Annotated in this window: 23 protein-coding genes and 1 riboswitch; of the genes, 19 read left to right on the plus strand and 4 right to left on the minus strand. The window is 52.0% G+C overall.

The genetic code is table 11. The features are described from left to right. Positions 1-67 precede the first annotated feature (67 nt). On the plus strand, positions 68-523 hold the full coding sequence (locus AC23NW_RS13580; RefSeq protein ID WP_487450153.1) for a GNAT family N-acetyltransferase: 456 nt from the start codon (positions 68-70) through the stop codon (positions 521-523). On the opposite strand, the gene AC23NW_RS13585 is transcribed toward AC23NW_RS13580, so the two are convergent. The 4 genes from AC23NW_RS13585 to AC23NW_RS13600 all read right to left on the minus strand — a co-directional run bounded on the left by AC23NW_RS13585 (position 512) and on the right by AC23NW_RS13600 (position 7,488). Next, positions 512-910 carry a hypothetical protein gene (locus AC23NW_RS13585; protein ID WP_487450154.1) on the minus strand — a complete coding sequence of 133 codons (399 nt, stop codon included), beginning with the start codon at positions 908-910 and terminating at the stop codon, positions 512-514. The genes AC23NW_RS13580 and AC23NW_RS13585 overlap by 12 nt on opposite strands. 180 nt (positions 911-1,090) lie before the next feature. Further along, positions 1,091-2,641 (minus strand): SusD/RagB family nutrient-binding outer membrane lipoprotein, encoded by a 1,551-nt coding sequence (locus AC23NW_RS13590; RefSeq protein WP_487450155.1) that lies wholly within the window; start codon positions 2,639-2,641, stop codon positions 1,091-1,093. Between the two features lie 26 nt (positions 2,642-2,667). Continuing rightward, on the minus strand, positions 2,668-5,997 hold the full coding sequence (locus tag AC23NW_RS13595; protein WP_487450156.1) for a SusC/RagA family TonB-linked outer membrane protein: 3,330 nt from the start codon (positions 5,995-5,997) through the stop codon (positions 2,668-2,670). A 318-nt stretch (positions 5,998-6,315) separates the two neighbouring features. Next, a complete protein-coding gene (locus AC23NW_RS13600; protein WP_487450157.1) occupies positions 6,316-7,488 on the minus strand; it encodes an MFS transporter in 1,173 nt (390 codons plus the stop codon). Positions 7,489-7,647: 159 nt separating this feature from the next. Between AC23NW_RS13600 and mltG the strand changes: the two genes are divergently transcribed. The 18 genes from mltG to tenA all read left to right on the plus strand — a co-directional run bounded on the left by mltG (position 7,648) and on the right by tenA (position 25,876). Next, on the plus strand, positions 7,648-8,700 hold the full coding sequence (gene mltG / locus AC23NW_RS13605) for an endolytic transglycosylase MltG (protein ID WP_293843293.1): 1,053 nt from the start codon (positions 7,648-7,650) through the stop codon (positions 8,698-8,700). A 95-nt stretch (positions 8,701-8,795) separates the two neighbouring features. Further along, positions 8,796-9,215 carry an acyl-CoA thioesterase gene (locus AC23NW_RS13610; protein ID WP_487450159.1) on the plus strand — a complete coding sequence of 140 codons (420 nt, stop codon included), beginning with the start codon at positions 8,796-8,798 and terminating at the stop codon, positions 9,213-9,215. 93 nt (positions 9,216-9,308) lie between these two features. After that, a complete protein-coding gene (locus AC23NW_RS13615) occupies positions 9,309-10,265 on the plus strand; it encodes a YihY/virulence factor BrkB family protein (protein ID WP_487450160.1) in 957 nt (318 codons plus the stop codon). 260 nt (positions 10,266-10,525) lie between these two features. After that, entirely contained in the window at positions 10,526-11,569 is a 1,044-nt protein-coding gene (locus tag AC23NW_RS13620) for a glycosyltransferase family 2 protein (RefSeq protein ID WP_487450162.1), read from the plus strand. A gap of 61 nt (positions 11,570-11,630) precedes the next feature. Further along, positions 11,631-12,248, plus strand: coding sequence for an L-threonylcarbamoyladenylate synthase (locus AC23NW_RS13625; RefSeq protein WP_293843301.1), 618 nt, complete (start codon positions 11,631-11,633; stop codon positions 12,246-12,248). A gap of 30 nt (positions 12,249-12,278) precedes the next feature. After that, positions 12,279-13,310, plus strand: a complete 1,032-nt coding sequence (locus AC23NW_RS13630) for a hypothetical protein (RefSeq protein WP_487450163.1) — start codon at positions 12,279-12,281, stop codon at positions 13,308-13,310. Between the two features lie 152 nt (positions 13,311-13,462). Next, positions 13,463-14,551, plus strand: coding sequence for a sulfite exporter TauE/SafE family protein (locus AC23NW_RS13635; protein ID WP_487450164.1), 1,089 nt, complete (start codon positions 13,463-13,465; stop codon positions 14,549-14,551). A gap of 48 nt (positions 14,552-14,599) precedes the next feature. Beyond that, a complete protein-coding gene (locus tag AC23NW_RS13640) occupies positions 14,600-15,793 on the plus strand; it encodes a trans-sulfuration enzyme family protein (protein ID WP_487450165.1) in 1,194 nt (397 codons plus the stop codon). A 34-nt stretch (positions 15,794-15,827) separates the two neighbouring features. Beyond that, entirely contained in the window at positions 15,828-16,541 is a 714-nt protein-coding gene (locus AC23NW_RS13645) for a phosphoadenylyl-sulfate reductase (RefSeq protein ID WP_487450166.1), read from the plus strand. 73 nt (positions 16,542-16,614) lie between these two features. Further along, positions 16,615-17,517, plus strand: coding sequence for a sulfate adenylyltransferase subunit CysD (gene cysD / locus AC23NW_RS13650; RefSeq protein WP_487450168.1), 903 nt, complete (start codon positions 16,615-16,617; stop codon positions 17,515-17,517). Between the two features lie 80 nt (positions 17,518-17,597). Next, positions 17,598-18,839: a sulfate adenylyltransferase subunit CysN gene (cysN, locus tag AC23NW_RS13655; protein ID WP_487450170.1), complete on the plus strand. Its 1,242-nt coding sequence runs from the start codon at positions 17,598-17,600 to the stop codon at positions 18,837-18,839. Between the two features lie 398 nt (positions 18,840-19,237). Continuing rightward, the gene (locus tag AC23NW_RS13660; protein WP_487450172.1) at positions 19,238-21,379 is read left to right on the plus strand and encodes a nitrite reductase; all 2,142 of its coding nucleotides are present in this window, start codon (positions 19,238-19,240) and stop codon (positions 21,377-21,379) included. Between the two features lie 79 nt (positions 21,380-21,458). After that, complete coding sequence (gene cobA, locus AC23NW_RS13665) at positions 21,459-22,217, plus strand: uroporphyrinogen-III C-methyltransferase (RefSeq protein WP_487450174.1); 759 nt, start codon at positions 21,459-21,461, stop codon at positions 22,215-22,217. A 110-nt stretch (positions 22,218-22,327) separates the two neighbouring features. Beyond that, complete coding sequence (locus AC23NW_RS13670) at positions 22,328-22,672, plus strand: single-stranded DNA-binding protein (RefSeq protein ID WP_487450176.1); 345 nt, start codon at positions 22,328-22,330, stop codon at positions 22,670-22,672. A gap of 136 nt (positions 22,673-22,808) precedes the next feature. After that, a riboswitch (TPP riboswitch) is annotated at positions 22,809-22,901 on the plus strand. Positions 22,902-22,977: 76 nt separating this feature from the next. Further along, positions 22,978-23,778 (plus strand): hydroxyethylthiazole kinase, encoded by an 801-nt coding sequence (thiM, locus tag AC23NW_RS13675; RefSeq protein WP_487450178.1) that lies wholly within the window; start codon positions 22,978-22,980, stop codon positions 23,776-23,778. Further along, on the plus strand, positions 23,771-24,412 hold the full coding sequence (gene thiE, locus AC23NW_RS13680; RefSeq protein ID WP_487450180.1) for a thiamine phosphate synthase: 642 nt from the start codon (positions 23,771-23,773) through the stop codon (positions 24,410-24,412). Before thiM ends, thiE begins: the two co-directional genes overlap by 8 nt. Further along, positions 24,409-25,242 (plus strand): bifunctional hydroxymethylpyrimidine kinase/phosphomethylpyrimidine kinase, encoded by an 834-nt coding sequence (thiD, locus tag AC23NW_RS13685; RefSeq protein WP_487450181.1) that lies wholly within the window; start codon positions 24,409-24,411, stop codon positions 25,240-25,242. Before thiE ends, thiD begins: the two co-directional genes overlap by 4 nt. Next, positions 25,229-25,876, plus strand: a complete 648-nt coding sequence (tenA, locus tag AC23NW_RS13690; RefSeq protein ID WP_487450183.1) for a thiaminase II — start codon at positions 25,229-25,231, stop codon at positions 25,874-25,876. Before thiD ends, tenA begins: the two co-directional genes overlap by 14 nt. The last annotated feature ends 94 nt before the right edge of the window (positions 25,877-25,970 follow it).

Below are 25,970 nucleotides of genomic sequence, written 5' to 3' on the forward strand. Positions count from 1 at the left end.
TTAAAGCAGAAAGATAAGCAGGGGCACGAAGGAGGTTTCTTTGTGCCCCTGCTCCTACTATACCTCTATGCAAATCAGAGCCTTTAATCCACACACAGATGTACCGGCGCTGTTGAGTCTGCTGCTGCTTAACACCCCTGAGTTCTTTGCACCGGAAGAAGAAGAAGATTTTATCAATTACCTGAAATACGAAGCGACCCGTTATTTTGTCGTCGAAGCGGATGATCAGCTCGTTGGCTGCGGGGGCTATAATAACCCCGACGGCCCGACCATCTTCCGGCTATCCTGGGACATTGTGCATCCCGCCTGGCAGGGTCAGGGTATCGGCCGGCGGCTTTCCGAATACCGTATTCAGCAAATCAGGGAGTCTGAAGGGGGTACGGTGATCCTTGTCCGCACGTCGCAGCACGTTTACCGTTTTTACGAGCGGCTGGGGTTTGTGTTGCAGGCGGTTGTCAAAGATTACTGGGCAGCAGGCTACGATCTCTATCAGATGGAGTACGCCGGTCCGTCAGGGAGCTGACAGCACCTGTACCAGCCGAAGAATTGCCTGATCGGTATCAGCCCGCTTGGTGTGCGGCGGCTCAAAGCGGTTGAACGGTTTCAGTTCCAGCACAAAGGTCTCGTCGATGTCGTCGTCAAACGGCGTAAACAGCTTATAGCCGATTACCTGCATGGGCATTACCCCGTGCTTTTTTTTAAACCGGACTAGTACCCCGCCCAGCCATTGTTCTACATCCTGCGCAGCATGTCCGGCGGCCGGCACAAACCGGACCTCGGCATGATTCCGGTCGCGGATGGTTTGGTCGGCGGGGTCATAGTGCCCTTCACAGCTCGAAAATGTCCGGACAATGCCCGTCGCATTCAGGGCGTCTACCAGCGGCAGGATCTTTGGTTCGATTGTTTCCATAGTTTATTTTCAACCACAAAGGCGGGAAGAAACAAAGGGGCACGAAGTTAATTATTACCGTGAAATTAACGTCGTGCCCCTTCCTGTCTTCCCGCCTTCGTGGCAAACCGCTTAAAAAACAAACGCTACGACAAAAAATGCCGTAGCGCTGTTTACAGTATGGGTAGGGTTATGAATCCCTTATTTCACATCCCAGAATAACTTCGTGGTCTGCGTATCTTTGGCTTTCACCGTCTGATAGTTGATCGTATTCAGCGATGCCTCACTGGTTGGGTATAACAACCGTGTCGGTGGCGTTTTGGCCGTGTTCGAGCCGTTGTCCGTCGGGAACGTGAAACCAACCAGCTTCGTGCGGCGGGATTCAGCCCAAGCCTGTGTCGCCTGCATCACAGTATAGTCAACCCACTTCTGGGTAGCGATCTTCTTCAGGTTATCCGTTCCGTAAGCAACAGATGGCTGCGCCAGGAAGGTAGTAATCTGCGCTTCCGTCGGCGCTACATCCTTGGCGGCATTCCGGCTGCTGCCGCTGTTGATGCCATACCAGAACGCAATTGACTGACGGATACCGCTTTCATAAGCCGTTTTCGCGTTGCCCAGACCCCAGCGTTCATACGCTTCGGCCTTGTTGAACCATGTTTCGGCCGAGGTGATCAGGATGCCCGGGAACAGGTTGTTCTCCGAGAACGTCGTTGAATCCCAGCGGGAAATAGCATTGGCCGTCTGCGCTGCGGTCAGCTCTGTTGCTGTCCAGGTATTTTTCACCCCGGCATATTTACCCGTACCGTTTGTGGTAAAGTAAACCGGCAGACGCGGGTCATTGGCCGGTGCCATCACGTCGTTGACCAGATAGCCCGGCGCAAACGGATTCACCCCGAAACCATTCCGCATATCGTTTACGGCCACCAGATTGCTGGTGGTAGCAGCCGGCTGGATCGTGATGCTTTCCGTTGCGGCATCAACCAGCGGATATTTCGCCGGATCGCTCAGGATCGTCGTCACCAGCGCTTTGGCAGCGGCTTCGTCGGCGCCTGACACCCGCATCGCCAGACGCAGCATCAGCGAGTTACAGTACTTCCGCCACTTCGTCAGATTGCCCTTGTTCACGTAGTCATACGACGTAAACTGGTTAGCATAGAACGTCGTCGGCGTAGTCGTTGCGAGGTAATCCGAAATACGCTTCAGATCGGTCAGAATGGTGCTGTACGTGGTTTTTGCCTCGTCGTAGGTTGCCAGCGAAATAGTCCCCTGCGCATTCAGCTGACCAGCTGTCGAGAACGGAATATCCCCCCACAGGTCGATCATCTGGGCCGTCTGGTCGTACAGGAAAATACGGCCTGTCTCCAGAAACAGCTGTAGCCCGGCTTTGTCTTCGGTGCCCAGGTTGTTGTATACTTTTTCCAGTTCCCGGTAGCGGGCCATCGTCTGGGTATAGTATACATTCCAGCGGTCGGCGTTGTAGGCCGTTACCTGCTCATATACCCCGTTCGTCGACGTAAAGCCGTTCAGCTGGCTGTATGTCCCGATTTCAGGAATCAGGAACGTGTACAGGTTCCAGTAACGGGGGTTAACCCGCTCGTTGAACAACATACCCGCCCATAACCGCTGCACATCGGCACTCACCGCTCCGCTCGGATTCAGGTAGGCATTATCAATATCTGTTTGTTTACAGCCGGTCACGATAGCCCCTACGCTCAGTAAGCCAAGTAAACCGGTTACAATAACTTTTTTCATTTTATGGAATGATTCAGAAAAACCGATTAGAATGAGAAACGAACACTGCCACCGATTGAGCGCGATGCCGCTGTACCACCCCCTACGCTGGTTGCGCGTGAGATCCAGCTTGTACCAACGCCTTCTTCAGGGTCAAGACCCGGCAACGACTTGTAGAAGTAGAACAGGTTACGGCCGTAGGCAGATACCGTCAGGTTCTGCATTTTCAGCTTCGACCGCAGCCGTACCGGGAACGAGTACGCCAGCGACACTTCACGCAGTTTGATGTAGTTGTTGTCGAACACGGCATTCTGGTACGAAATGTTCGAACCTGAACCCGGGTAGCCACCCCAGTTGTAATGGTAGCGGTAGTACTGACCGGCTTCAACGATGCGCTTGTTAGGCTCACCCGTTGCCGTTACACCTTCCGCAATGATACCGTCGTCGAATACTTTCTGTCCGTTCGGACCGGCAGCTGTTCCCGTACCTACCTGCACAAACTGACCCTGGCTGTTTACGTAGTAAGAAACACCGCCATGCTCGGCATCACGACCGAAGATTGAGTTCGTGAATAAACCTGAACCTGTTCCGTACAGGCGCGACAGTGATACGATCTGACCACCCCAGACAAAGTCAGTCAGGATGTTCAGCGACAGGTTTTTGTACGAGAAGGTATTCATGAAACCGCCCGAGAATTTCGACTGCAGGTTACCGAATTTCACCAGTTTCGAGTAATCAACTACGTAGAAACCGTCTGCACCAACTACCTTATTACCACTGTTATCCCGCTGATAATCATAGCTCCAGATACTACCGGCTGCTTCGCCCGGCTTTGCATAAACGTACAGCGAGCCGTTGTCCATGTTCGACAGTGTCAGCTGCTCCAGACCGTTTGCCAGTGAAATGACCTTACCACGGTTAGCGGCGTAGTTCAGGCGGGTTTCCCACGTAAAGCCGTTGACGGCCTTAACCGGCGTACCCGACAGACCGATTTCGATACCGTAGTTACGCATGTTCCCTACGTTTACCAGTACGCTGCTGGCACCGATCGTCGACGGTGTGCCCAGGCTGGTAATCTGGTCTTTAATCACGTTGCGGTAGTACGTAATGTCCAGTCCTAACCGGTTGGCGAAGAATTTATTTTCCAGACCGACTTCAAATTCGGTCTTCATTTCGTTTTTCAGCGATGGGTTACCATAGCCTGACGTCGATGGGTACAGGTACGGAATACCGTCGATGCTGCCTGACGAGTAAACCACGTTCGAGATGTAGCGATCCGGCGGGTTACCTACAATACCCCATGCACCACGCAGTTTGCTATAGGTGATGAAACGCGGCAGTTGCAGGGCGTTGCTCAGTTCGAGTGACGTGCTGACACCCGGATACAGGAACGTGTTGTTGCCAGGAGCCAGTGTCGACGAACGCTCACGACGCAATGTACCTTCCACGAACAGGAAGTTGTTGTATTCAAGGTTCAGGATACCGAACACCCCGTCTTTGATCAGGTAACCCATTGACGAACTACCCGACGGCGGATTCGTTTTGCTGGCGCTCAGGCTGAACCAGTTTTCTGACGTCAGACCATCGCGTGTACCGGCTGATGTTGACGTATACCGCTCTTTGCGGCCCTGGTAACCCAGTGACAGGGTTGCGTTGAACCGGTCAGACAGCTTGCGCTCGTATGTCAGCAAGAGGTCACCGTACGTGTATGTCGATGTATTGGCGATGGTACCGTAGTAGCCCGTTGCACCGGCCGAAATCGGCTGTGTGCTGCGTTCTTTCGACTCCTGGAAGAAGCTGGTATAATCGATACCCATCCGGCCGCGCAGGTTCAGACCCGGCGCTACGTTGTATTTCAGAGTAGCCGCCGGCATAAAGCGGTTCGATGTTTCTTCGTATTTGTTGGCCTGCTGGAACCACAGGAAGTCAAGCAGGTCTTTCGCACGGATGTTGTATTTTAACCGCTCTTCCACATCGAGGGTTGAGTTAAAATCAACCCACTTGTAGCCTTTCGAGGTCTGGTATTTGTTGAAATAAACGTCCATGTAATCGGCCGGGCTGAAGAAACCACCGAAGTTGTTCGTCAGACGGTCGATCTGGCGCGGACGGTTCAGCACCTTCTCATTCACATAGTTCATCACCAGATCCAGCGTCAGTTTCGGCGTGATCTTGTACTGTGAGTTCAGGTTGAACGTGTTTTTCTCCTGCTTACCGCCGATCTGAATGCCTTTGTAGTCGTTGCGGGTATACGAAATGCGGTAGTTGCCTTTGTCGGTTGCGTTGCTCAGGGCCACGTTGGCGATCAGACTGCTACCATCACGGTAGAATGCTTTCCAGTTGTTTTCGTGTGATACGTACGGACGCATCTGACCATCCCACCAGTATACCTGGCTGCCGTCCATTTTCGGACCAAACTGGGCGTATGAACGGAAGTTCGGGTATTTTACCTGCTGACCGTTTACCGTTGTCCGGATCCAGCCTTCGTCATCCGCGCCGAAAGACGCCTTGTTAACCGAACGCTCATAGCCTGGTCCCCAGGTTGTCTGAAGATCAGGCCGCGTAGACAGTTGCTCAACGTTGGCCGACAGGTTTACGTCCACGCCGATACCACGGTTAGCACGGCCCTGGCCGTTTTTCGTTGTGATGACCACTACCCCGAAGTTCGCATCTGAACCGTACAGTGCCGATGCCGCTGCACCTTTCAGGATGTTTACGTCCTGAATGTTTTCAGGGTTGATGTCGAGGAGACCGTTACCATTAATTTTCTGGTTACCACCCCAGTAGCCTTCGTTGTTGGCATCGCCGTTCCGTACGATTACACCATCCACAACGATCAGCGGCTGACGCTGGTAGCCAATTGAGTTTACACCACGGATCTGGATACCTACCGCAGAGGTCGCACCGCCCGTGTTGCTGTTGATGGTCACACCGGGTGCACGGCCGTAAAGCGCTGAGGCAAAGTTGGTCGGCGATGTTTTGATGATGTTTTCACCGGATACCTGCGCCGTTGCGTAACCCAGTTTCCGCTGTTCTTTTGAGATCCCAAGACCTGTTACCACTACTTCATTAAGCACCTTGGCATCTTCAGCCAGCTGAATGTCAACCACTGACCGGCCATTGATGGCAACTGACTGCGTGGCATATCCAATGAACGACGCCGTCAGATTACTCTTCAGATTCGGTACAGACAGGGTGAATTTCCCCTCTGCATCGGTAATTGTTCCTGTTGTTGTTCCCTGTACAATGATGGATACGCCGGGAAGTTTTTCACCGTTGGGAGCAGTGACCCTGCCTGTTACAGAAACCCGCTGAGCCAGGACCGAAAAGCTGAAGAACAGCAACCAGCCCAAAAGCAACTTGGGTAAATTGTTTTTCATAAATTTTAAAATATAACCTTTGTTTTTAAAATAATTTAAGAATTCAATTTTAAGGAGGTTTTAACAAACCACCAAATATCATAAGGAAAATATTACAGCGAGAAATTGGAGAAGAGGCAGAAAAGCGCTTTCAGACGGGTAAGCCCGACACAGAATAATACAATGTGCCGATAAGTGGACAGAATACTCTTTTAATGGTATTTTCGGAGTAAATACGGACCATTAGCTAATAATCGCACAAAAATGAACAATTATTGTTAGATTAACAATTAGCTACCTATTAATAAAATACCAAAAGAGTACAAACGAAGTTTTTTTTCAGTTTTTGTACTTTATTAACCAGCCGGTTGCCATCAGCGCGAGGATACCTGACACGGCGAAGGCTGCATCCATACCCCAGGGCAGGTTATTAAACAGCCAGCCGGAGGCCAGCGCCCCCAGCCCGATACCGGCTTCGAGGGCAATATACATGGTGGCCATGGCGCGCCCGCGAGTGGCTTCATCGCTCAGATCAGCGGTCCATGCCTGAATAGTAGGCGAGTTCATACCCCACGAAAACCCAAAGAAAACAGCCGCAATCCACAGCCAGGTTGTCGAGTCGGTCCAGACCAGCATAGCCATCGACAGGGCCAGTACAAGGGCAGAAACAATGAGCACCGGTACCCGCCCGAGCCGGTCTGACGTACGGGAGAAGACAAGGCGCACGGCCAGTGACGCAATGGTATATACGGTGAAAAACAAGCCTTTATTCATGATGCCGACCGATTTGCTCAGTGCCGGCGCCAGTGTCAGAATTGCACCGGACGAGAACGACAGCAGCAACAGAATCCAGAAAGGCCGGATCGCCTGCTTATCGAAGATTTCGTCAGTTTTTAATCTGAGCAGGCTGAACCGGAACGGCTCCCGTGTATGCAGCGTTTCAGGCATCCGCATCAGAATCAGAATCGACAGCAGCGCAAAGGCCGAAGACGTACAGAACAGCACATTGATCGTAAACGCATCGGCCAGCCAGCTGCCGATGGCCGGTCCGAGCGACATCCCGGTTGCGGTAAACAGGCCTAAAGCACCCATGGCCTCGCCCCGCCGGTCGACCGGCACCACATCGGCCACATAGGCCGCGGTTGCCGTTGGCTTGGTACCCGTCGAGAAACCGTGAATCAGCCGGAGCATGAGAAAACCCCAGACCGTCAGGACAAACGGATACAGGAATCCGCAGACAAAACACACCAGCGAGCCGAAAGCCATCACCGGCACCCGCCCGATGGTATCGGTCAGTTTACCGCTGAAGGGTCTGGAAACGCCTGCCGTTAACGTAAAAAGGGCAATGATCAGACCAACGTACTGTTGCCCGCCCATGTTTGCCAAATGATCCGGCAATTCGGGGATAATCATCTGAAAACTAGCCGAAAACAGGAAATTACTCAGACACAACAGCCAGAACGGAAGTGTGTATAACGATGTCGTGGAAGCCGCTTTTTGTGACGTAATCAATCGATTAATCTGTTTGTACCTGTTTAAATCAGGGCAAAACCAGCCCATAAAGTTCCGGAAGCGGGGCAGATAAAATTTTTCATTTCAGTTTAATGGCCTTTGCCGTACCTTTGCCGCCGCTAGTGAACACAAAACAAGCCGTTTATTACTATTCCAGTCATGTCGCGTAATCTGAAAATTGGTATTTTTCTTACCGTTTCCATACTTGTTACCACGTTTACCTTTTATTTCTGGCAGATGTTCAAGACGCCAAACCTCAATGCTGCCGAAGCAACGGGGGATGATAACGTCAAGACCTATGCCCTCCTGATTCCGAAAGGCGCTTCGTTCGAATCGGTTGTTGACTCCCTGAAAAAGCACAAAATGATCAATGATGAGGTGTCGTTCCGTTTTGTGGCGAAAGTGCTGAAATATCCGGAGCACGTGAAAACGGGCCGTTACGAAATTCAGCCCCGCACCGGCAACTACGATGCCATTGTGAAACTGCGCAGCGGTGCACAGGACCCGATGACGCTCACCTTCAACAACATCCGGCTGAAGTCGGATCTGATTCAGCGGTTGGGTAACAAATTTGCCTTTGGCCCCGACTCGCTGGCTAAATACCTGAACGATCCGGCCGAATGTCAGAAATTCGGATTCGATACCACCACCGTTGTCTGCATGTTTATCCCGAACTCCTACGAAATGTTCTGGACAACAAAGCCGGTTACGTTCCTGGAGCGGATGGGCAGCGAATATAAAAAATTCTGGACGGCTGACCGTAAAGCGAAGGCCGCCGCCCTTGGCCTGTCGCAGACACAGGTGCAGGTACTGGCTTCTATCGTTCAGGCCGAAACTATTAAAAACGATGAAAAGCCGCGCGTGGCCGGTGCGTACCTGAACCGGCTGAAAAAGGGCATGAAACTCGAAGCCGACCCGACAGTGGTATTTGCCAACCGCGATTTCACCATCCGTCGGGTACTGAACCGTCACCTGGCGTTTGAGTCGCCGTACAACACCTACCGGCATACCGGTCTGCCTCCCGGCCCGATCAATATTCCGTCGCCGTCGTCGATTGATGCCGTGCTGAACCCGGAATCACACGAGTACATTTACTTTGTCGCCAAAGCAGACTTCTCGGGCTACCATACATTTGCCAAAACGCATGAAGAGCACATGGCCAATGCCCGTATTTACCAGAAAGCCCTCAGCGAACGCGGCATTATGAAATAGCGGAGAGCGTGGGGCATAGGGTATAAAGTGCCAGGCGCTCTGCTCTATGCCCCACGCCCCATACTCTAAGCCCTGCGCTCCCTGCCCTACGCTCTATGTTTACATTCGACGTCACAGATATCCGGGTCCGGTATGCCGACACCGACCAGATGGGCTATGTTTATTACGGTAACTATGCCCGTTTTTACGAAATCGGCCGTGTGGAAGCCCTGCGCAGCCTTGGGTTTCACTATAAAGAAATGGAAGCGTCCGGGGTAATGATGCCGGTTTATGAGAACAAATCGCGCTACCTGAAACCGGCCCGCTACGATGACCTGCTGCGCGTCCGCGTGACCATTCCTGAACTCCCCAAAGTCCGGATTATTTTTCAGTATGAGGTCCTGAATCAGGATAATGAACTGCTGAACAAGGGCGAAACCACGCTGGTTTTTCAGCGGATGGATACCGGTCGCCTGTGCGCTGCCCCCACGGCCATGCTGGATGCGCTGAAGCCTTTTTTTGAGGTGGCAGACTAATTGATTCAGACCGTTACAGGCTAAAATCTGCCTGTCAGCCAAACATTTGGTCTTGCTTCGGGCTTACTATTATACACACTACCGCCCGGTACTATGCTTGAAAAACTTCGCAACAACAGCTCGCTGGTGCGTTTCCGACAACGGCTACAGCGAAACAAACCATTCAAATCGTCGCAGACGAACTGGTACGATTTTTTAAAGGACATTCTGAACAAACTGGGTAGCACCGACCTCAGCGAACGGGCCGCTGCCGTTTCTTTCAACCTTTTTCTGGCCGTTTTTCCGGCGATCATTTTCTTGTTTACCCTTATTCCGTATGTCCCGATCAATGACCTGGAAGGGCAGATTATGGATCTGCTGCGCCGCGTCATTCCGACGGGGACGTTTGAGTGGGTAGAAACCACGATCCGCGACATCATCAACCAGCAGCGGAGCGGAGTCCTGTCGTTTGGTTTTTTACTGACGATCTACGCCTCCACCAACGGTATGTTTGCCCTGATGAATGCGTTTAACCATTCCCATGAGACCTCTAACCGGCGGGGATTTCTCAAGACCCGTCTTATTGCACTAGGCCTGACGTTCATGTTTGCCTTTGCCATTGTACTGGCCATTGTGTTGCTGCTGGTCGGTGGTTTTGTGACGGATTACCTGCTGCATATTGCCGTACTGAACAATCCGGTGACTGTTTTTCTGCTGAACGTTACCCGTTACTTCCTGGTCTTTGCCGTTTTCGTCGTCGTGGTTTCGGTGCTTTACCGGTTCGGCCCCGACCGGAATATGCGCTGGGGGCTGATCACCCCCGGCTCGGTAGCCGCGTCGGTTCTGATTGTGTTGACGACATACGGGTTTTCCTACTACCTGGCTAATTTCGGCTCCTATAACAAACTATACGGTTCTATCGGTACCCTGATCGCCCTTATGGTGTGGATCAACCTGATCGCGATGCTGGTCATTCTGGGTTTTGAAATCAACGTGTCACTGTATCATCCAACGCTGATCGGGCGGCGGCTGACATCACCAAAAACAACAAACGCCACCTCAGACCTGTGAAGTGACGTTTGCAAACCCTAACCCATAAATGTGACTCTTTATGTTTAACGTCTTAGGTAAACGTTAAACGATCAGTTATTCATTATTAAAAATCGTGCCAAAAACGCCGTACCAGCCTTATTATTTCATTTTTTTCCTTTGCCTAAATAGTCTATTAATCTACTGAGACAATAGCGTAATATTGTATTAACAATACACTTGCCAAGCCAGCATGGCTTGTAACAGGTTAATTATAAATTTATTACGCTTGAATCAGTAGCATGCGCTCGGTCACCCAGCACTATAATGCGGTGCCAATGGCACCTTATCTTCACCAACATAAACCGTGGGTCACCGTTATCTGTACGGCTTACAACCACGAGCAGTTTGTCGGCGACGCCCTGGAATCAGTGGTGAATCAGCAGTACCCGAAAGTTGAGCTTATCGTGGTTGATAACGCCAGCACTGACCGGAGTGCGGCCCAGATACAGGCCTTTGTCAACCAACATCCCAATACACAGTTTATCCGGAATACGACCAATACCGGCCTCTGCAAAGCGTTTAATCAGGCGCTGCGGATTGCGACCGGTAAATACGTCATCGACTTATCGGCCGACGATGTAATGCTTCCCGACCGCATTGCTCGGCAGGTAGAACGGCTTGAAGAACTGGATGACCGCTACGCCGTGGTGTTCAGCAACGCCCGCTACATCGACGAAAACCGGCATCTGCAGCAAACCCACTACCCTGTTGATGAGCTCGGGCAGAGTACCCTGCCGATACCAACCGGCGATATATTCCGGCATGTACTGAGCTCGTATTTCATTTGTACGCCCACCATGATGATCCGGAAAAGTGCCCTCGACGAGCTTAACGGCTACGACGAAGCCCTCACCTACGAAGACTTTGATTTCTGGGTCCGCTCCGCCCGCAAGTACAAATACGCCTATGTGGACGCCGTACTGACCCAAAAACGCCGGCTGAGTACTTCCCAGTCCCTGCAAATTATCCGGACCGACAACCAGCTGCTATCATCAACCCTTGCCGTTTGTTATAAAGCCTACATGCTTTGTCAGTCGGCAGACGAGTTTAAGGCTCTCGCCGACCGCATCCGCACCTTTGTCCGTAAATCGTTCTATACCGAACAGTTTGATCTGGCCCACCAGTTCGGAAAACTCCTGAGCGTCATCGAACAGCCTGACCCGCTTACACGCGCTATCCTGCTGGCCAGTCAGCTGCATTTACCCGTCAACGGCCTTTACCGGCAGTATTTACGCTGGCGGGGCGCAGACCATTCCATCAGAATGGCAGCCAGGGCGGCGTAATTTTTCGTTTTCAGCATGTATTCGTAGTTTGTGGTCTTATTAACAAAATTACATCCGAAACATGCCGGCGGAATATATTCATATACATCCTCAGACTCCTGAACCCCGCAAGATCAATCAGGTTGTCTCGGCGCTGCGCGATGGTGCCGTTATTATTTATCCGACCGATACCATTTATGGGCTGGGTTGCGACATCCATAATGCCCGGGCTGTGGAGCGGGTGGCCCGTATAAAAGGTATTAAGCCACAAAAGAACGATTTCTCGTTTATTTGCTACGACCTTAGCCATATTGCCGATTATGCACGGGTCGACAATCAGGCGTTTAAGCTCATGAAACGATTACTGCCCGGACCCTTTACGTTTATTCTCAATGCCAGTAATTCGGTACCAAAATTGCTGAATACGAATAAGCGGACGGTTGGTATCCGGGTTCCCGATCACGAGATTCCCCGCCGGATTGTCCACGAATTAGGTAATCCAATCATTACAACAACCATTAAAGACGAAGACGAAATTATTGAGTATCCGACTGACCCCGAAATTATTTTCGAACGCTTTCAGCATCAGGTCGATATTGTGATCGACGGTGGGTATGGCGGTAACGTGCCATCAACCATCATCAACGCAACCGACTATGATTTTGAGGTTGTCCGGCAGGGATTGGGGGAAATCGACTGATACCGGTGGTTTCAGATTCACCTGAACGCTATGCTAAAACTCTGCTTATCAGCACTGACCGTTTCACTACTTTTATTTTCCAGCTGCCAGAGCGGAGCGAAAGAATCCGGAAATGCGACGACGGCTACTGATTCGGCCGCAACAACGCCGGCCAAAACAACCGAAGCCGCTGCCGCCGACTCGGCTGCTGCGCCCGCTGCAACAGCCGACACTACCCAGGCTAGTGCCGAACCGCTTTCACCGCTGGATTCACTGGCCATGATCGGGCCGAAGATTACAGGCAACATCCTGCCGGCCAAACGGATTCTGGCCTATTACGGTAACCCGCATTCGAAAAAGATGGGGATCCTCGGCGAATATCCGAAAGCCGACATGCTCCGTCGCCTCGACGAGGAAGCCCGCAACTGGGAAAAAGCCGACTCCCTCCCGATCCAGAAAGCGCTGCACCTGGTAGCAACATCGGCTCAGGGCAGTCCGGGTAAAGATGGTAAATACCGGATGCGGATGTCGGATAAAACCATCCTGAAAGTAATCCGCTGGGCGGCCGAACACAACGCCATCTGTTTTCTGGACATTCAGGTGGGCCTTGCCGATCTGAAACCGGAGCTGGAACACATGGAGAAATTCCTCAAACTGCCGTATGTCCACCTCGGTATCGACCCTGAGTTTTCGATGAAAACCGGCGCGCGGCCCGGCTCAAAAATCGGAACCTACGACGCCGACGATATCAACACCGCGACGCAGTTTCTGGACCGCATCGTGAAAGAAAACAAACTGCCGCCCAAGATTCTGGTAGTCCACCGGTTCACGCAGCGTATGGTAACCAACTACAAAAACATCCGGCTCAACCCGAATGTACAGATTGTGATGAACATGGATGGCTGGGGACCGCCGGTACTGAAGAAAGACACTTACCGGGCCTATATCCAGAAGGAACCGGTACAATTCACGGGCTTTAAGCTCTTTTATCACAATGACATCAAACGGCCGCCGCATAAGCTGATGACCCCGGCTGAGGTGTTGGTAGTGACGCCGAAACCCGTTTATATCCAATATCAGTAATTCATCTTTCTGCGAATATTCTACCGGTTTCTGGCGGTTTATTTCAGGAACTTATTACATTTGCAGCATCAATCTCATCAACAAAAACGGCACGTATCTGTGCCGTTTTTCAAAGAGACAATAATCTATTAAGTCGATATACTTTATACATTATGCAATCAGGCGAGTTGTCATCGACCGAAACAGCAGGCGTACCGACCCACGGAAAGTCGCTGCCGTTCGACCTTAATGGTCTAATAATCAGACTAGAAGGCAGTAACGCAACCACGCAGGCCGAGAAGATAAAAGCTTTGTTTCCTGAAGCGCAGATTGCCATCGACACCCCACCCACTACGAACAAATTCAGTAATCTGCTGCGCCGCCGCAACCGGACCGAGATCGCGATTTACTTTTTCGCAGCGGTGGCCCTGATGATTGTCGGCCATCTGCTGTTCAGCTACTTTACCGTAGAACGGATTACAGTGCTGGCGGGTAAGATCAATGTTACACCGGATATTTTCTATTTTGTGATGGCGGGTTTTGTGGCGCAGATGATCGACGGAGCACTGGGAATGGCCTACGGGGTAACGGCAACTACCTTTCTGACGAGTGTCGGCATCAGCCCGGTTTTTGCGACAGCCAGCGTACACAGCTCCGAAATTTTTACGAGCGGTGTTTCCGGCTACATGCACCTCAAGTTCGGCAACATCAACAGCAAACTGTTCAAGGTTGTCCTGATTCCGGGTGTGATCGGGGCAGCGTTAGGCGCCTATTTCATTACCGCCTTGTCGGAACTGGAAGTAGTGGCCAACTACCTGACACCTGTTATTTCCATTTATACAGCGATTCTCGGCATTTTGATCCTGAAAAAAGCCCTGACGAAACGGACTAAAAAACGGCCGGTGAAGCAGATCGGCCTGCTCGCCTGGTTCGGCGGTTTTGTGGATGCGATTGGCGGTGGTGGCTGGGGCCCGATTGTGAACTCAACACTGATCGCGGCCGGCCGTCACCCGCGCTATACCATTGGTTCTGTGAACCTGGCTGAATTTTTTGTCTCGTTTGCCAGTTCTGTAGTTTTCGCCCTCTATGCGGGTCTGGACAATTACGGACTCGTCATTATCGGCCTCATTCTGGGCGGAATGATTGCCGCACCCATTGCGGCTCATCTTTCGCGCCGCTTACCGGTAAAAACCATGATGGTATTAGTCGGAATCGTGGTCATCCTCGTAAGTTTGCGCAAAATCTTAAAGTTCTTTTTTTAAAGTCGATATCTGTCGGCGCCAGAAGCTGGCTGGTATCCTGTTAGTACCATGAAAAAGCAGACCAAAGCCATCCGTACACAGACGAAAAAGTCACAGTACCGGGAACATTCAACTCCCCTGTTCCTTACCTCAAGTTTCACCTTCGAAACGGCTGAGCAGGGTAAAGCGTTATTTGAGGAGACCGAAGAAGGCAATATCTACAGCCGCTTTTCGAATCCGAACGTTACGGAGTTTGTTGATAAAATCTGTATGCTGGAAAATGCCGAAGAAGGCATTGCGACAGCAACAGGTATGGCTGCGGTATTTGCCAGCATGGCTGCCTTACTGAAATCGGGCGATCACATTGTATCCTGCCGCGCGCTATTCGGCTCGGCACATCAGATCATTACCCAGATTCTGAGCAAATGGGGAATTACCCATACCTACGTTGACGCCACGGCGACCGAAGCCGAATGGGAAGCGGCTATCCAGCCAAACACCCGCATGGTTTACCTAGAAACCCCGTCTAACCCGGGCCTCGAACTGGTGGATCTGACGATGCTGGCGCGCCTCAAGGAAAAATACGGCTTTATTATCAACGTTGACAACTGCTTTGCGACGCCGATTCTGCAAAATCCGATTGATTTCGGTGCTGACCTGTCGGTTCACTCGGCGACAAAATTTATGGATGGTCAGGGCCGCGTCCTGGGCGGTATTGTGGTTGGCTCCAAAGAGCTGATTGCCCAGATCCGGTTCTTCGCCCGCCATACCGGTCCGTCGATGTCGCCGTTCAATGCCTGGACGTTGTCGAAAAGTATTGAAACGCTGGAACTCCGGATGGAGCGCCATTGCAGCAACGCCCTGAAACTGGCGGAAGCACTGGAACAACACCCGGACGTACAATCGGTAAAATATCCGTTCCTGCCTTCGCACCCGCAGTATGAACTCGCGAAAAAACAAATGCACGCCGGTGGTTCTATCGTCACGATTGAGCTGGAAGGCGGCTTTGAGCGCGTGAAAGCGTTTTACGATGCGTTACAGATTCCGTCGCTGTCGTCGAACCTGGGCGATACACGCACAATCGTAACCAACCCGAATACAACAACCCACTCGAAACTGAAACCGGACGAGAAAGCCGCCCTGGGCATTACCCCGGGCCTGATCCGGATTTCGGTCGGTCTGGAAGCTATAGAGGATTTAATTGAAGACTTCTCGCAGGCGGCTACCGTTTCGGCACAGGTGCTGAGATCGGCAGAAGCCTGATTATTTACCACTGAATAAACACAGGTGCAATACCATGATTGCAGAACCATCCTATACAATGGAAAGCCTGAGCAGCTACCTCGACGGTAAAACCGAAGTGGACGCACTGCGTGCGCTGGCAGACCTCTATCCGGGTAAGGTTGTTTTTTCGACCAGCCTGGGCTATGAAGATCAGGTCATTACCGACCTCATCTGTAAGCATAACATTCCGATCCGGATTTTTACGCTGGATACGGGCCGGTTATTTCCAGAGACGTATTCAGTCTGGAAAAAGACCAACGACCGCTACGGTATCCAGATCGAAACTTACTTTCCGAATCAGGAAGCTACGGAAAAGCTGGTGACTGAAAAAGGTCCGTTCAGCTTTTATGATTCGGTTGACAACCGGAAAGAATGCTGTTTTATCCGGAAAGTTGAGCCCCTGAACCGGGCACTGGCCGGTAATAAAATCTGGATCACCGGTATCCGGGCCGAGCAATCGCCGAACCGGCAAACGATGACGCAGGTGGAGCAGGACGATGCGCATCAGCTGTTCAAATTTCACCCGCTGATGAACTGGTCATTCGATGACGTAAAAACCTATATCCGGGAAAACAACGTCTCGTATAACCCGCTGCACGACAAAGGGTTTGTCAGCATCGGTTGCCAGCCCTGCACCCGCGCCATCCGCGAAGGCGAAGACTTCCGCGCCGGCCGCTGGTGGTGGGAAGACAACTCCAAAAAAGAATGTGGACTTCACGCTAAATAATTAGTGATTGGGTGATTGAGTGAGTTAGCGAATTATTCACTCAATCGCTCAATCGCTGATTCACTCATTAAACATGAAACTCGACTATCTCGATCAACTCGAATCCGAAGCGATTCATATTATGCGTGAGGTGGCTGGTCAGTTCGAACGGCCTGCCTTACTGTTCTCGGGGGGGAAAGACTCCATCACGCTGGTGCATCTGGCACGGAAGGCGTTTCGTCCCGGCAAATTTCCGTTTCCGCTAGTACATATCGATACCGGCCATAACTTTCAGGAAGCACTCGATTTCCGCGACTGGCTCGCCGAAAGTCTGGGCGAAAAGCTCATTGTCCGGTACGTAGAAGATACTATCCGCGAAAAAAAACTAAAAGAGCCGACCGGCCGCAATGCCAGCCGTAACGCGCTCCAGACGTTTACACTACTGGATACCATCGAAGAATTTGAGTTTGACGCCTGTATCGGCGGAGCCCGGCGCGACGAAGAAAAAGCACGGGCCAAAGAACGCGTGTTCTCCGTTCGTGACGAATTCGGCTCATGGGATCCGAAACGCCAGCGTCCGGAGTTGTGGGATACCTACAACGGGAAGATCCACAAGGGCGAAAATGTCCGCGTGTTCCCGATTTCCAACTGGACCGAGCTTGATGTCTGGAATTACATCAAACGCGAAAACATCGCCCTGCCACCGATTTACTTCGCTCATGACCGCGAATGCCTGCTCCGCGACGGCAAGCTGCTGGCCACAGCCGGTGGTGTGATCCAGCGCGAAGAAGCCGACGAACTGGTGACGCGCCGGGTGCGGTTCCGGACCGTCGGAGATATTTCCTGCACGGCCGCCGTTGAGTCGAACGCCGACACGCTGGAGGCTGTCATTGCCGAAATTCAGGCAACCCGCATCTCCGAACGCGGCGAAACCCGCATCGACGACCAGGTTTCCGAAGCCGCCATGGAAGACCGCAAAAAGGGGGGCTATTTCTGATTGGCGATTGAGTGATTGAGTGAATTAGCGATTTTTTCACTCAATCACTCAACCGCTCATTCACTCAATTTTTAACTCGCATGGACTTACTACGATTTATCACCTGCGGCTCTGTGGATGACGGGAAAAGTACCCTCATCGGCCGTTTGCTATACGATTCAAAATCAATTCTGGCCGATCAGCTCGAAGCCGTGGAGCGGGCCAGCAAAAACAAAAACGACGGTGAAATTGACCTGGCCCTGCTGACCGACGGTCTGCGCTCGGAGCGCGAGCAAGGCATTACCATCGACGTGGCCTACCGGTATTTTCAGACGCCGGTCCGGAAATTTATCATTGTCGATGCCCCCGGCCATATCCAGTACACCCGGAACATGGTGACCGGCGCCTCGAACTGCCAGCTCGCCATTGTGCTGGTTGATGCCCGTAACGGTGTTGTGGAGCAGACCCGCCGCCACTCGCTGATTGCCTCCATGCTGGGCATTCCGCACCTGGTGGTAGCGGTGAACAAAATGGACCTCGTTGACTACTCGGAAGACGTGTTCTCGAACATCTGCATTCAGTATGCCGAACTGGCGAAAAAGCTGGATGCGAAGCAGGTTACGTTTATCCCGATGAGTGCGCTGAACGGCGACAACGTGGTTGATCCGTCGCAGAACATGTCATGGTATGAAGGCCCGACGCTGCTCAACTACCTTGAAACGGTTGAACTGGACCACGACGTAAACCTGACCGATGCCCGGTTCCCGGTGCAGTACGTCATCCGCCCGCAGACACCTGACCTGCACGATTACCGCGGCTATGCCGGTAAAATCACCAGTGGTATTTTCCGGAAAGGTGATGCGGTAACCGTGCTGCCTTCCGGCGAAACATCGACCGTTGAAGCCATTGAGTTTTTCGAAGAGGTGAAAGACGAAGCCTTCGCCCCGATGTCGGTGATCCTGCACCTGGCCGATGACATTGACATCAGCCGTGGCAACCTGATTGTGAAGTCAGACAGCCAACCGGTTGTTACGCAGAATATTGAGGCTATGCTCTGCTGGATGGATACCAAGGAGCTGAAAGTTGGCAGCAAATACACCCTGCAACATGGCACTTTCCGTGCGCGCTGCGTAGTCCGTGACATTGCCTATCAGCTGAATGTCAATACATACGAAGAAACGGAAGGCGTCGAAAGCATTAAACTGAACGACATTGCCCGGGTAGTGCTGAAAACATCACAGCCGATCAGTTTCGATCCGTACACCAAAAACCGCGTTAACGGCGGCGCCATCCTGATCGACGAAACCTCAAACGTTACCGTCGGCGCATTAATGCTAACGTAGGGGCGACCCCACGTGGTCGCCCGAATCATACATACATAGCCAAATTGCATTGCACGGTCGCCCGAATACACAGCCAAATTGCACGGTCGCCCGTATAAATACAAATCATATGGGGTCGCCTGTATAAACACAAATCACGTGGTCGCTTGGGTTGAGATTTGGGCGACCACGTGGGGTCGCCCGTACATAGATAAAACCAAACGCGTGATTATCCGTTATAGGTCATAACAACGGTATAACCTGTGGTTATGACCTATAACGAAATGTGCCGGTCTGTTTCTTTCCGGCTTGGCCCTGACGTACTATATTTGCCATTACAATGTTACCCTAAAGCGCCGGAGTCATTCCGGCCTTTGTTTTTAAGAACTAGAATATAAACTCTATAGACTACATACCTTATGTCTGTACGATTTTCCGATAACGTAAGCCCGAAAGCTCAACGCGACATTCTGGACCTTCAGAAGAAGATCAGTGTCTTTACCAATGGAGAACTTACCGATGAGCAGTTCCGTAAGTTTCGTCTGGCACGGGGCGTGTATGGCCAGCGTCAGCCGGGCGTACAGATGATCCGTATCAAATTGCCACATGGCCGGATTACCGCCGATCAGCTGATCCGGATTGCCGAAGCATCCGACAAGTATGCAACCGGTAATCTGCACGCCACAACCCGTCAGGATATCCAGCTCCACTTCGTAAAACTGGCCGACTCCCCACAGTTGTGGGCTGATCTGGAAGACGCGGATATTACGTTGAAGGAAGCATGCGGCAATACCGTCCGGAACGTTACGGGTTCGGCCCGTGCCGGTGTAGATCCATTGGAGCCATTTGATATTACCCCATACGCTCAGGCTATTTTCGAGTACTTCCTGCGCAACGCCATTTGTCAGGAAATGGGTCGTAAATTCAAGATTGCCGTTTCATCGTCGGAAAAAGACTCTGCCTATGCCTATATCCACGACGTGGGGTTGATTCCGCGCATACAGGACGGCAAACGAGGCTTTAAGGTTGTCGTTGGCGGTGGTCTGGGTGCTCAGCCCTACATGGCGCAAACGGCGTTTGAGTTTCTGGAAGCGGATCAGATTATTCCGTTCACCGAAGCCGTAATCCGCGTATTTGACCGCTACGGCGAACGTACCAAGCGGCATAAGGCCCGGATGAAATACCTGCTGAACGATTTAGGTCTGGAAGGTTTCCTTGCGAAAGTAGCCGAAGAGCAGCCGGCGCTGAACGCAAAGGTCTTCCCGGTTGATACAACAGCTTTTGATTTACCACTGTTTGCCGAACGTCCGGAAGTCTCAGGTTACCAGCCTGAGTCTACGGATGTGCAGTTCCTGGAGTGGTTTAAGAGTAACGTGTTTGAGCAAAAGCAAAAAGGCTGGTATGCCGTTCAGCTGCGGGTGCTGCTGGGCGATATGTCGTCGAACACGGCGCGTGCGCTGGCGGGTATCGTCAAAAAATACGCAGCCGATGACATCCGTGTGACGGTTAACCAGGGCTATCTCCTGCGCTTCGTAAGTCCTGAAAACCTACAGGCGATTTACGACGAGCTGCATGCGCTGGGCCTCGCCGAACCAGGCTTCGACTCAACGGCCGACATTACCACCTGCCCGGGCACGGATACCTGTAACCTCGCCATTTCGAGCAGCTACGGTATTACCCGTGCGCTGGAAGACATGATGAAGGTTGAGTTTAAGGACCTGATTTACAACAACGATATTAAAATCAAGATCAGCGGCTGTATGAACGGTTGCGGTCAGCACTCAGCGGCCAACATCGGTTTCCACGGATCATCGCTGAAAAACGGCGCGTATGTACTGCCGGCTTTACAGGTGCTGCTGGGCGGCGGCTTCAACAGCAAAAACGAAGGGCTGATTGGTGATAAGGTGATTAAAGTACCGACCAAACGTGGCCCGGCTGTATTGCGGTCCCTGTTTCAGGATTACGATACCAACGCATTCGACGGCGAATATTACAGTGATTACTATGCCCGTCAGGGTAAAAATTACTTCTACCAGCTGTTGAAGCCACTGGCTGACCTGAAAACAGTCACCGAGCAGGACTATATCGACTGGGATCATACCGAGCCGTTTGTGACGGAAGTTGGTGTCGGCGAGTGTGCGGGTGTTATGATTGACCTGGTCGCGACAACACTGATTGAAGCGACGGAAAAATTACAGTGGGCCAGCGAAGCCCTGGAAGAAGGTCGTTTCTCCGATGCCATCTACCATGCCTACAACACCCTGATCACCGGTGCGAAAGCGGCGTTGATGACGAAGGATGTAGCCACCAACACCCAGCACGGCATCGTGAGTGATTTCGACAAGCACTTTATCGGTGAAGCAGGCTTCCATACGGCCGAAGGTGAGTTTAAAGCACTGGCGTTCAGCATTAATAAAAATGAACCGTCTGAAGCATTTGCGCAACAACTGATTCAGCAGGCCGGTCAATTCCTAACCGCTGTCAACGCGTATCGTGATCACCAGATCATGCTCGAAGGCTCCCCCGCCCTCCAGGAACTGGTTCAGGCACAAGACAGCTAATTTATTGAGTGAATTGGTGATTGAGTGATTGAGCGAAAAATCACTCAATCACTCATCCGCTCAATCACTAACTCTTTTTATGAAGCTAACCCTCGTTGGTGCGGGCCCGGGCGATCCGGAGCTGATAACATTGAAAGGCATTAAGGCACTCAGACAGGCCGATGTGGTGATGTATGATGCCCTTGTCCATCCTGATTTACTGGATTATTGCCGTCCGGATGCGCTGAAGGTTTATGTCGGGAAACGTCGGGGTGCCTATTCCTGCGTACAGGAAGAAATCAATCCGCTGATTGTCCATTACTGCCGGCAATACGGGCACGTTGTCCGGCTGAAAGGCGGCGACTCGTTCGTGTTTGGTCGTGGATACGAAGAACTTGACTTCGCCCGTGAACATGGCATTGAGGTCGATGTGGTACCCGGGCTGTCGAGCAGCTATGCGGTGCCGGCGAGCGCCGGTATTCCGCTCACGACCCGCGGCCTGTCCGAAAGCTTCTGGGTAGTTACAGGCACCACCAAAGACGGTAAGTTTTCGCAGGACCTGCAGCTGGCGGCCCAATCCACGGCGACGGTGGTTATTCTGATGGGAATGCACAAACTGCCGGAGATCATGGACGTCTTTGCGGCCCTCGGCAAAACCGATACGCCGGTCGCCATCGTTCAGAACGGAACGTTACCGGAGCAGCAGACCGTGATTGGCCAGGTCGATACCATGGTCGATCTGGTTGCCGAAACCGGTGTCGGTAATCCGGCCATCATTGTTATCGGTGAAGTAGCCCGCCTCGGCAATCCGACGATCCTTTCCGCAGTACAACAAGTAACCTTTGCAACCGGCCTGTAAGCCTCTCTTTTTAAAATAGTTCACTTTGTTTGTGAAGTCTCGCTTTTACCGGCGAGACTTTTTTTATACCCCTCCGTCTCAGTTGAAACGTCAATCATACATCAACCACCATGAGAGGATTAAACAAAGTCTCGCTGATCGGCCATCTGGGCAAAGACCCTGTTCTGCAACACATCGACAACAATACGGCTGTCGCTAAATTTTCACTGGCCACCACGGAAAGCTACAAAGACAAAAACGGGCAAACCCATGCCGAAACCACCTGGCATTCGATTGTTGTGTGGCGGAACCTGGCAGAGGTTTCGGGGAAGTATCTGCAAAAAGGTAGCCTGGTCTATCTCGAAGGCAAAATTAAATCCCGTCAGTACGATGATAAGGAAGGCAATACCCGCTACGTCACCGAAATCGTTGCTGATCAACTGATTATGCTGGATAAAAAAGGCGATCAGGAGTAGATTTCGACAGGATTACGGGATTGACGGGATTTGTATGCTGCACCTTTTGTTTATAAAAACCCACATTCTGTCTATCCTGTAATCCTGTCGAATTAATCCATCACAGGCTGAGGATTTGCATTTTTTTGTACCTTCGTACCGGCTTTAGGGGTATTCTGTAAAGAATTGAGAGAGTCCCTTTGAACCTGATCCGGTTGATACCGGCGTAGGGAAAAGCAGGTACGTAACACCGACCGGTGCCGTATTCCGCCTTGATCTTCATTCCTGAAGAGCGTCTATAGCCATTTCATGTTTTAATCACTGTTATGGTAAACAAGCTCTGGGATCACATCCAATCCGTCCGCGACCAATCGCCGCTCGTCCATAATATCACCAATTTTGTGGTGATGAACAACACCGCCAATGCCCTGCTGGCCGTCGGTGCCTCCCCCATCATGGCCCATGCCCATCCGGAAGTCAAGGATATGGTCTCCATCTGTCAGGCGGTAGTCATCAACATCGGCACACTGGACGAGTATTTTGTTAAATCCATGAAAATGGCCGCCGGACAAGCCAATGCGCTTGGCAAGCCATGGGTTCTGGACCCTGTTGGAGCCGGAGCCACGCCGTTCCGCGATGAGGTGCTGTCTGAGTTACTGGCCCTTCACCCGACCGTTATCCGTGGCAATGCCTCCGAAATCATGGCGCTGGCCAAAGCCAATCAGACTGTCACCAAAGGCGTTGACAGCACAGCCGAAAGCAACGAAGCCATTGATGCCGCCCGTTTTCTTCAGGAAACGTACGGGGCTGTTGTCTGCATTTCGGGCGCTACTGACATTGTAGTCGGGTCAGGGCAAACCATTTTCCTTAAAAACGGTCATCCGCTCATGACAAAGGTTACAGGACTGGGTTGCTCGGCTACTGCTGTCATCGGGGCATTTATTGCCGTCATTCCTGACAAAACCGAGGCCGTGGCGGCGGCGATGGCGCTGTTCAGCCTGGCCGGCGAGCTCGCTTCCCAAACCGCTGCCGGCCCGGGAAGTCTACAGGTGCAGCTGCTCGACCAGCTTCATTCCCTGTCAGAGGCCGGTTTTAAACAACAGCTAACCATCAGCCTGCATGGCTAATCACCCCGCGTTTCCGTATTTGCTTTATCTGGTTATTTCGGCGCAGCATTGCGGCGGACGATCCTTATTGGCTGTAGCTGAAGAGGCTATTTTAGGGGGCGTTGACATTATTCAGTTACGGGAAAAAACACTGGACGATACTGCCTTTCTGCGTCAGGCCGTGTTGCTGAAAGAAATTACCGACCGCTATGGTGTCCCGCTGATCATCAACGACAACCTGAGCGTAGCAAAAGCCGTGGGAGCGTTTGGTGTTCATGTCGGCAATAACGATATACCGCCGTCAGAAGTCCGCAGACAATGGCCCAATTGCCGGCACATCGGTTATTCCGTTGAATACATCAGCCAGCTCAATACCGCCGAAACGGCTACGGCCGATTGCCTGGGGATTAGTCCCGTATTCAGTACCGTAACCAAAACGGATACGGTTACTGAATGGGGACTCGACGGCATTGCCCGAATACGGTCCCTGACCGATAAGCCGCTGATCGCTATCGGCAACATGAACGCCCAAAATGCTGCGTCAGTCATTCAGGCCGGCGCCAACAGCATTGCCGTCGTCTCCGCCATTTGTACGGCCGGCAGCCCGCAGCATGCCGCATATGCACTCAAAAACGCAATTCTGAAAGCATTATGACCCGGTTTCGTTATCCTTCGGTGCTCACCATTGCCGGTTTCGACGGCAGCGGCGGGGCCGGTATTCAGGCCGATATGAAAGCCATTTCGGCCCTTGGCTGCTACGCCACCTCGGTCCTGACCGCCCTTCCCGTGCAAAATACAACCGGCGTCAAGGCGATCTACCCGATTCCGGTGGAGGCCGTCCGTGCGCAGATCAGCTGCATTCTGGATGATATTTTTCCCGATGCTATCAAAATCGGGATGGTGCATACCAGTGAACTGGTCGAAACCATTGTCGGGACGCTCGGGCAATACGCCGCCGTACCGATTGTGTTTGACCCCGTTATGGTAGCCACCAGCGGGCACCGGCTGATTGAGGAACAGACCATAACCACCCTCATCGACAAGCTGTTCCCGATTGCCAGCGTGATTACGCCAAATATGGACGAAGCCGCTCTTCTGGCCGAAATGCCCATTAAAACGCTTAACGATATGTATGTGGCCGGTGAGAAGATTCTGAAACTGGGTTGCCGGTCGGTGTTGCTGAAAGGCGGCCATTTACCGACATCATTGCTCACATCGCTGTATTTCGACGGGTCGGGACAAATCCAGTCATTTGAGTACCAGAAATTTGACACACGGAACACCCACGGTTCCGGCTGCACACTCTCCTCAGCCATTGCCAGCTATATTGCACAGGGCAAATCATTACAAGAAGCGGTTGCCCTCGGTCAGGATTATGTGCACCAGGCTATCCGGAACGGTGCCGACGTGCGCACGGGCAACGGCAACGGGCCGCTGAACCATTTCTTTAACCCGCAAAAACTAATCAAATATGAAGTGGTCTGAGCAGGCATGGCAGCAAATTACCCCGATTTACCAGTCCATCCTGTCGATGCCGTTTATTACTGAACTGACCAACGGGACACTGGATAAGGCGAAATTCCGGTTCTATATGATGCAGGACTCGGGGTATCTGGACCATTTCGGCCGTGCCCTCGCCCTGATCGGGGCCCGGGCTACCCATATCGGCGATGCGCTTACCTTTATGCGTTTTGCCGAAAATGCCATTCTGGTTGAGAATAGTCTGCACGAATCGTATTTCGTTGATTTCGGGGTGGCCGACAAAGGCACCCTGCAACCGGCCTGCCACCATTACATACATTTTTTGAAAAGTACGGCTGCTCTGGAAGCCGTCGAAGTGGCGATGGGAGCGGTATTGCCCTGTTTCTGGATTTATAAAGCTGTTGGCGACTTCATTCTCCAGCAGCCACAGATAGCTGATAATCCGTATCAACGCTGGATTGACACCTATGGCGGGGAGGAATTCGGGATTGCCGTACAACAGGCCATTGCTATTTGCGACCGTATGGCGGCCCAAACGACCGACGCTGTCCGCGAGGCGATGACCGGCGCATTCATCACAGCTTCAAGGCTGGAGTACGATTTCTGGGACGCCGCCTACACTCTCCGTACCTGGTAAACCGGAGGGTAGTTCGGGCATCAGCAAAAACACTGACCGGCTGAGGCCCGAACCTCCGGTTACTGCTGACAATTTATTCAGCCGAACCGGCAGT

Source organism: Arsenicibacter sp. R0_47, from assembly GCF_057652235.1.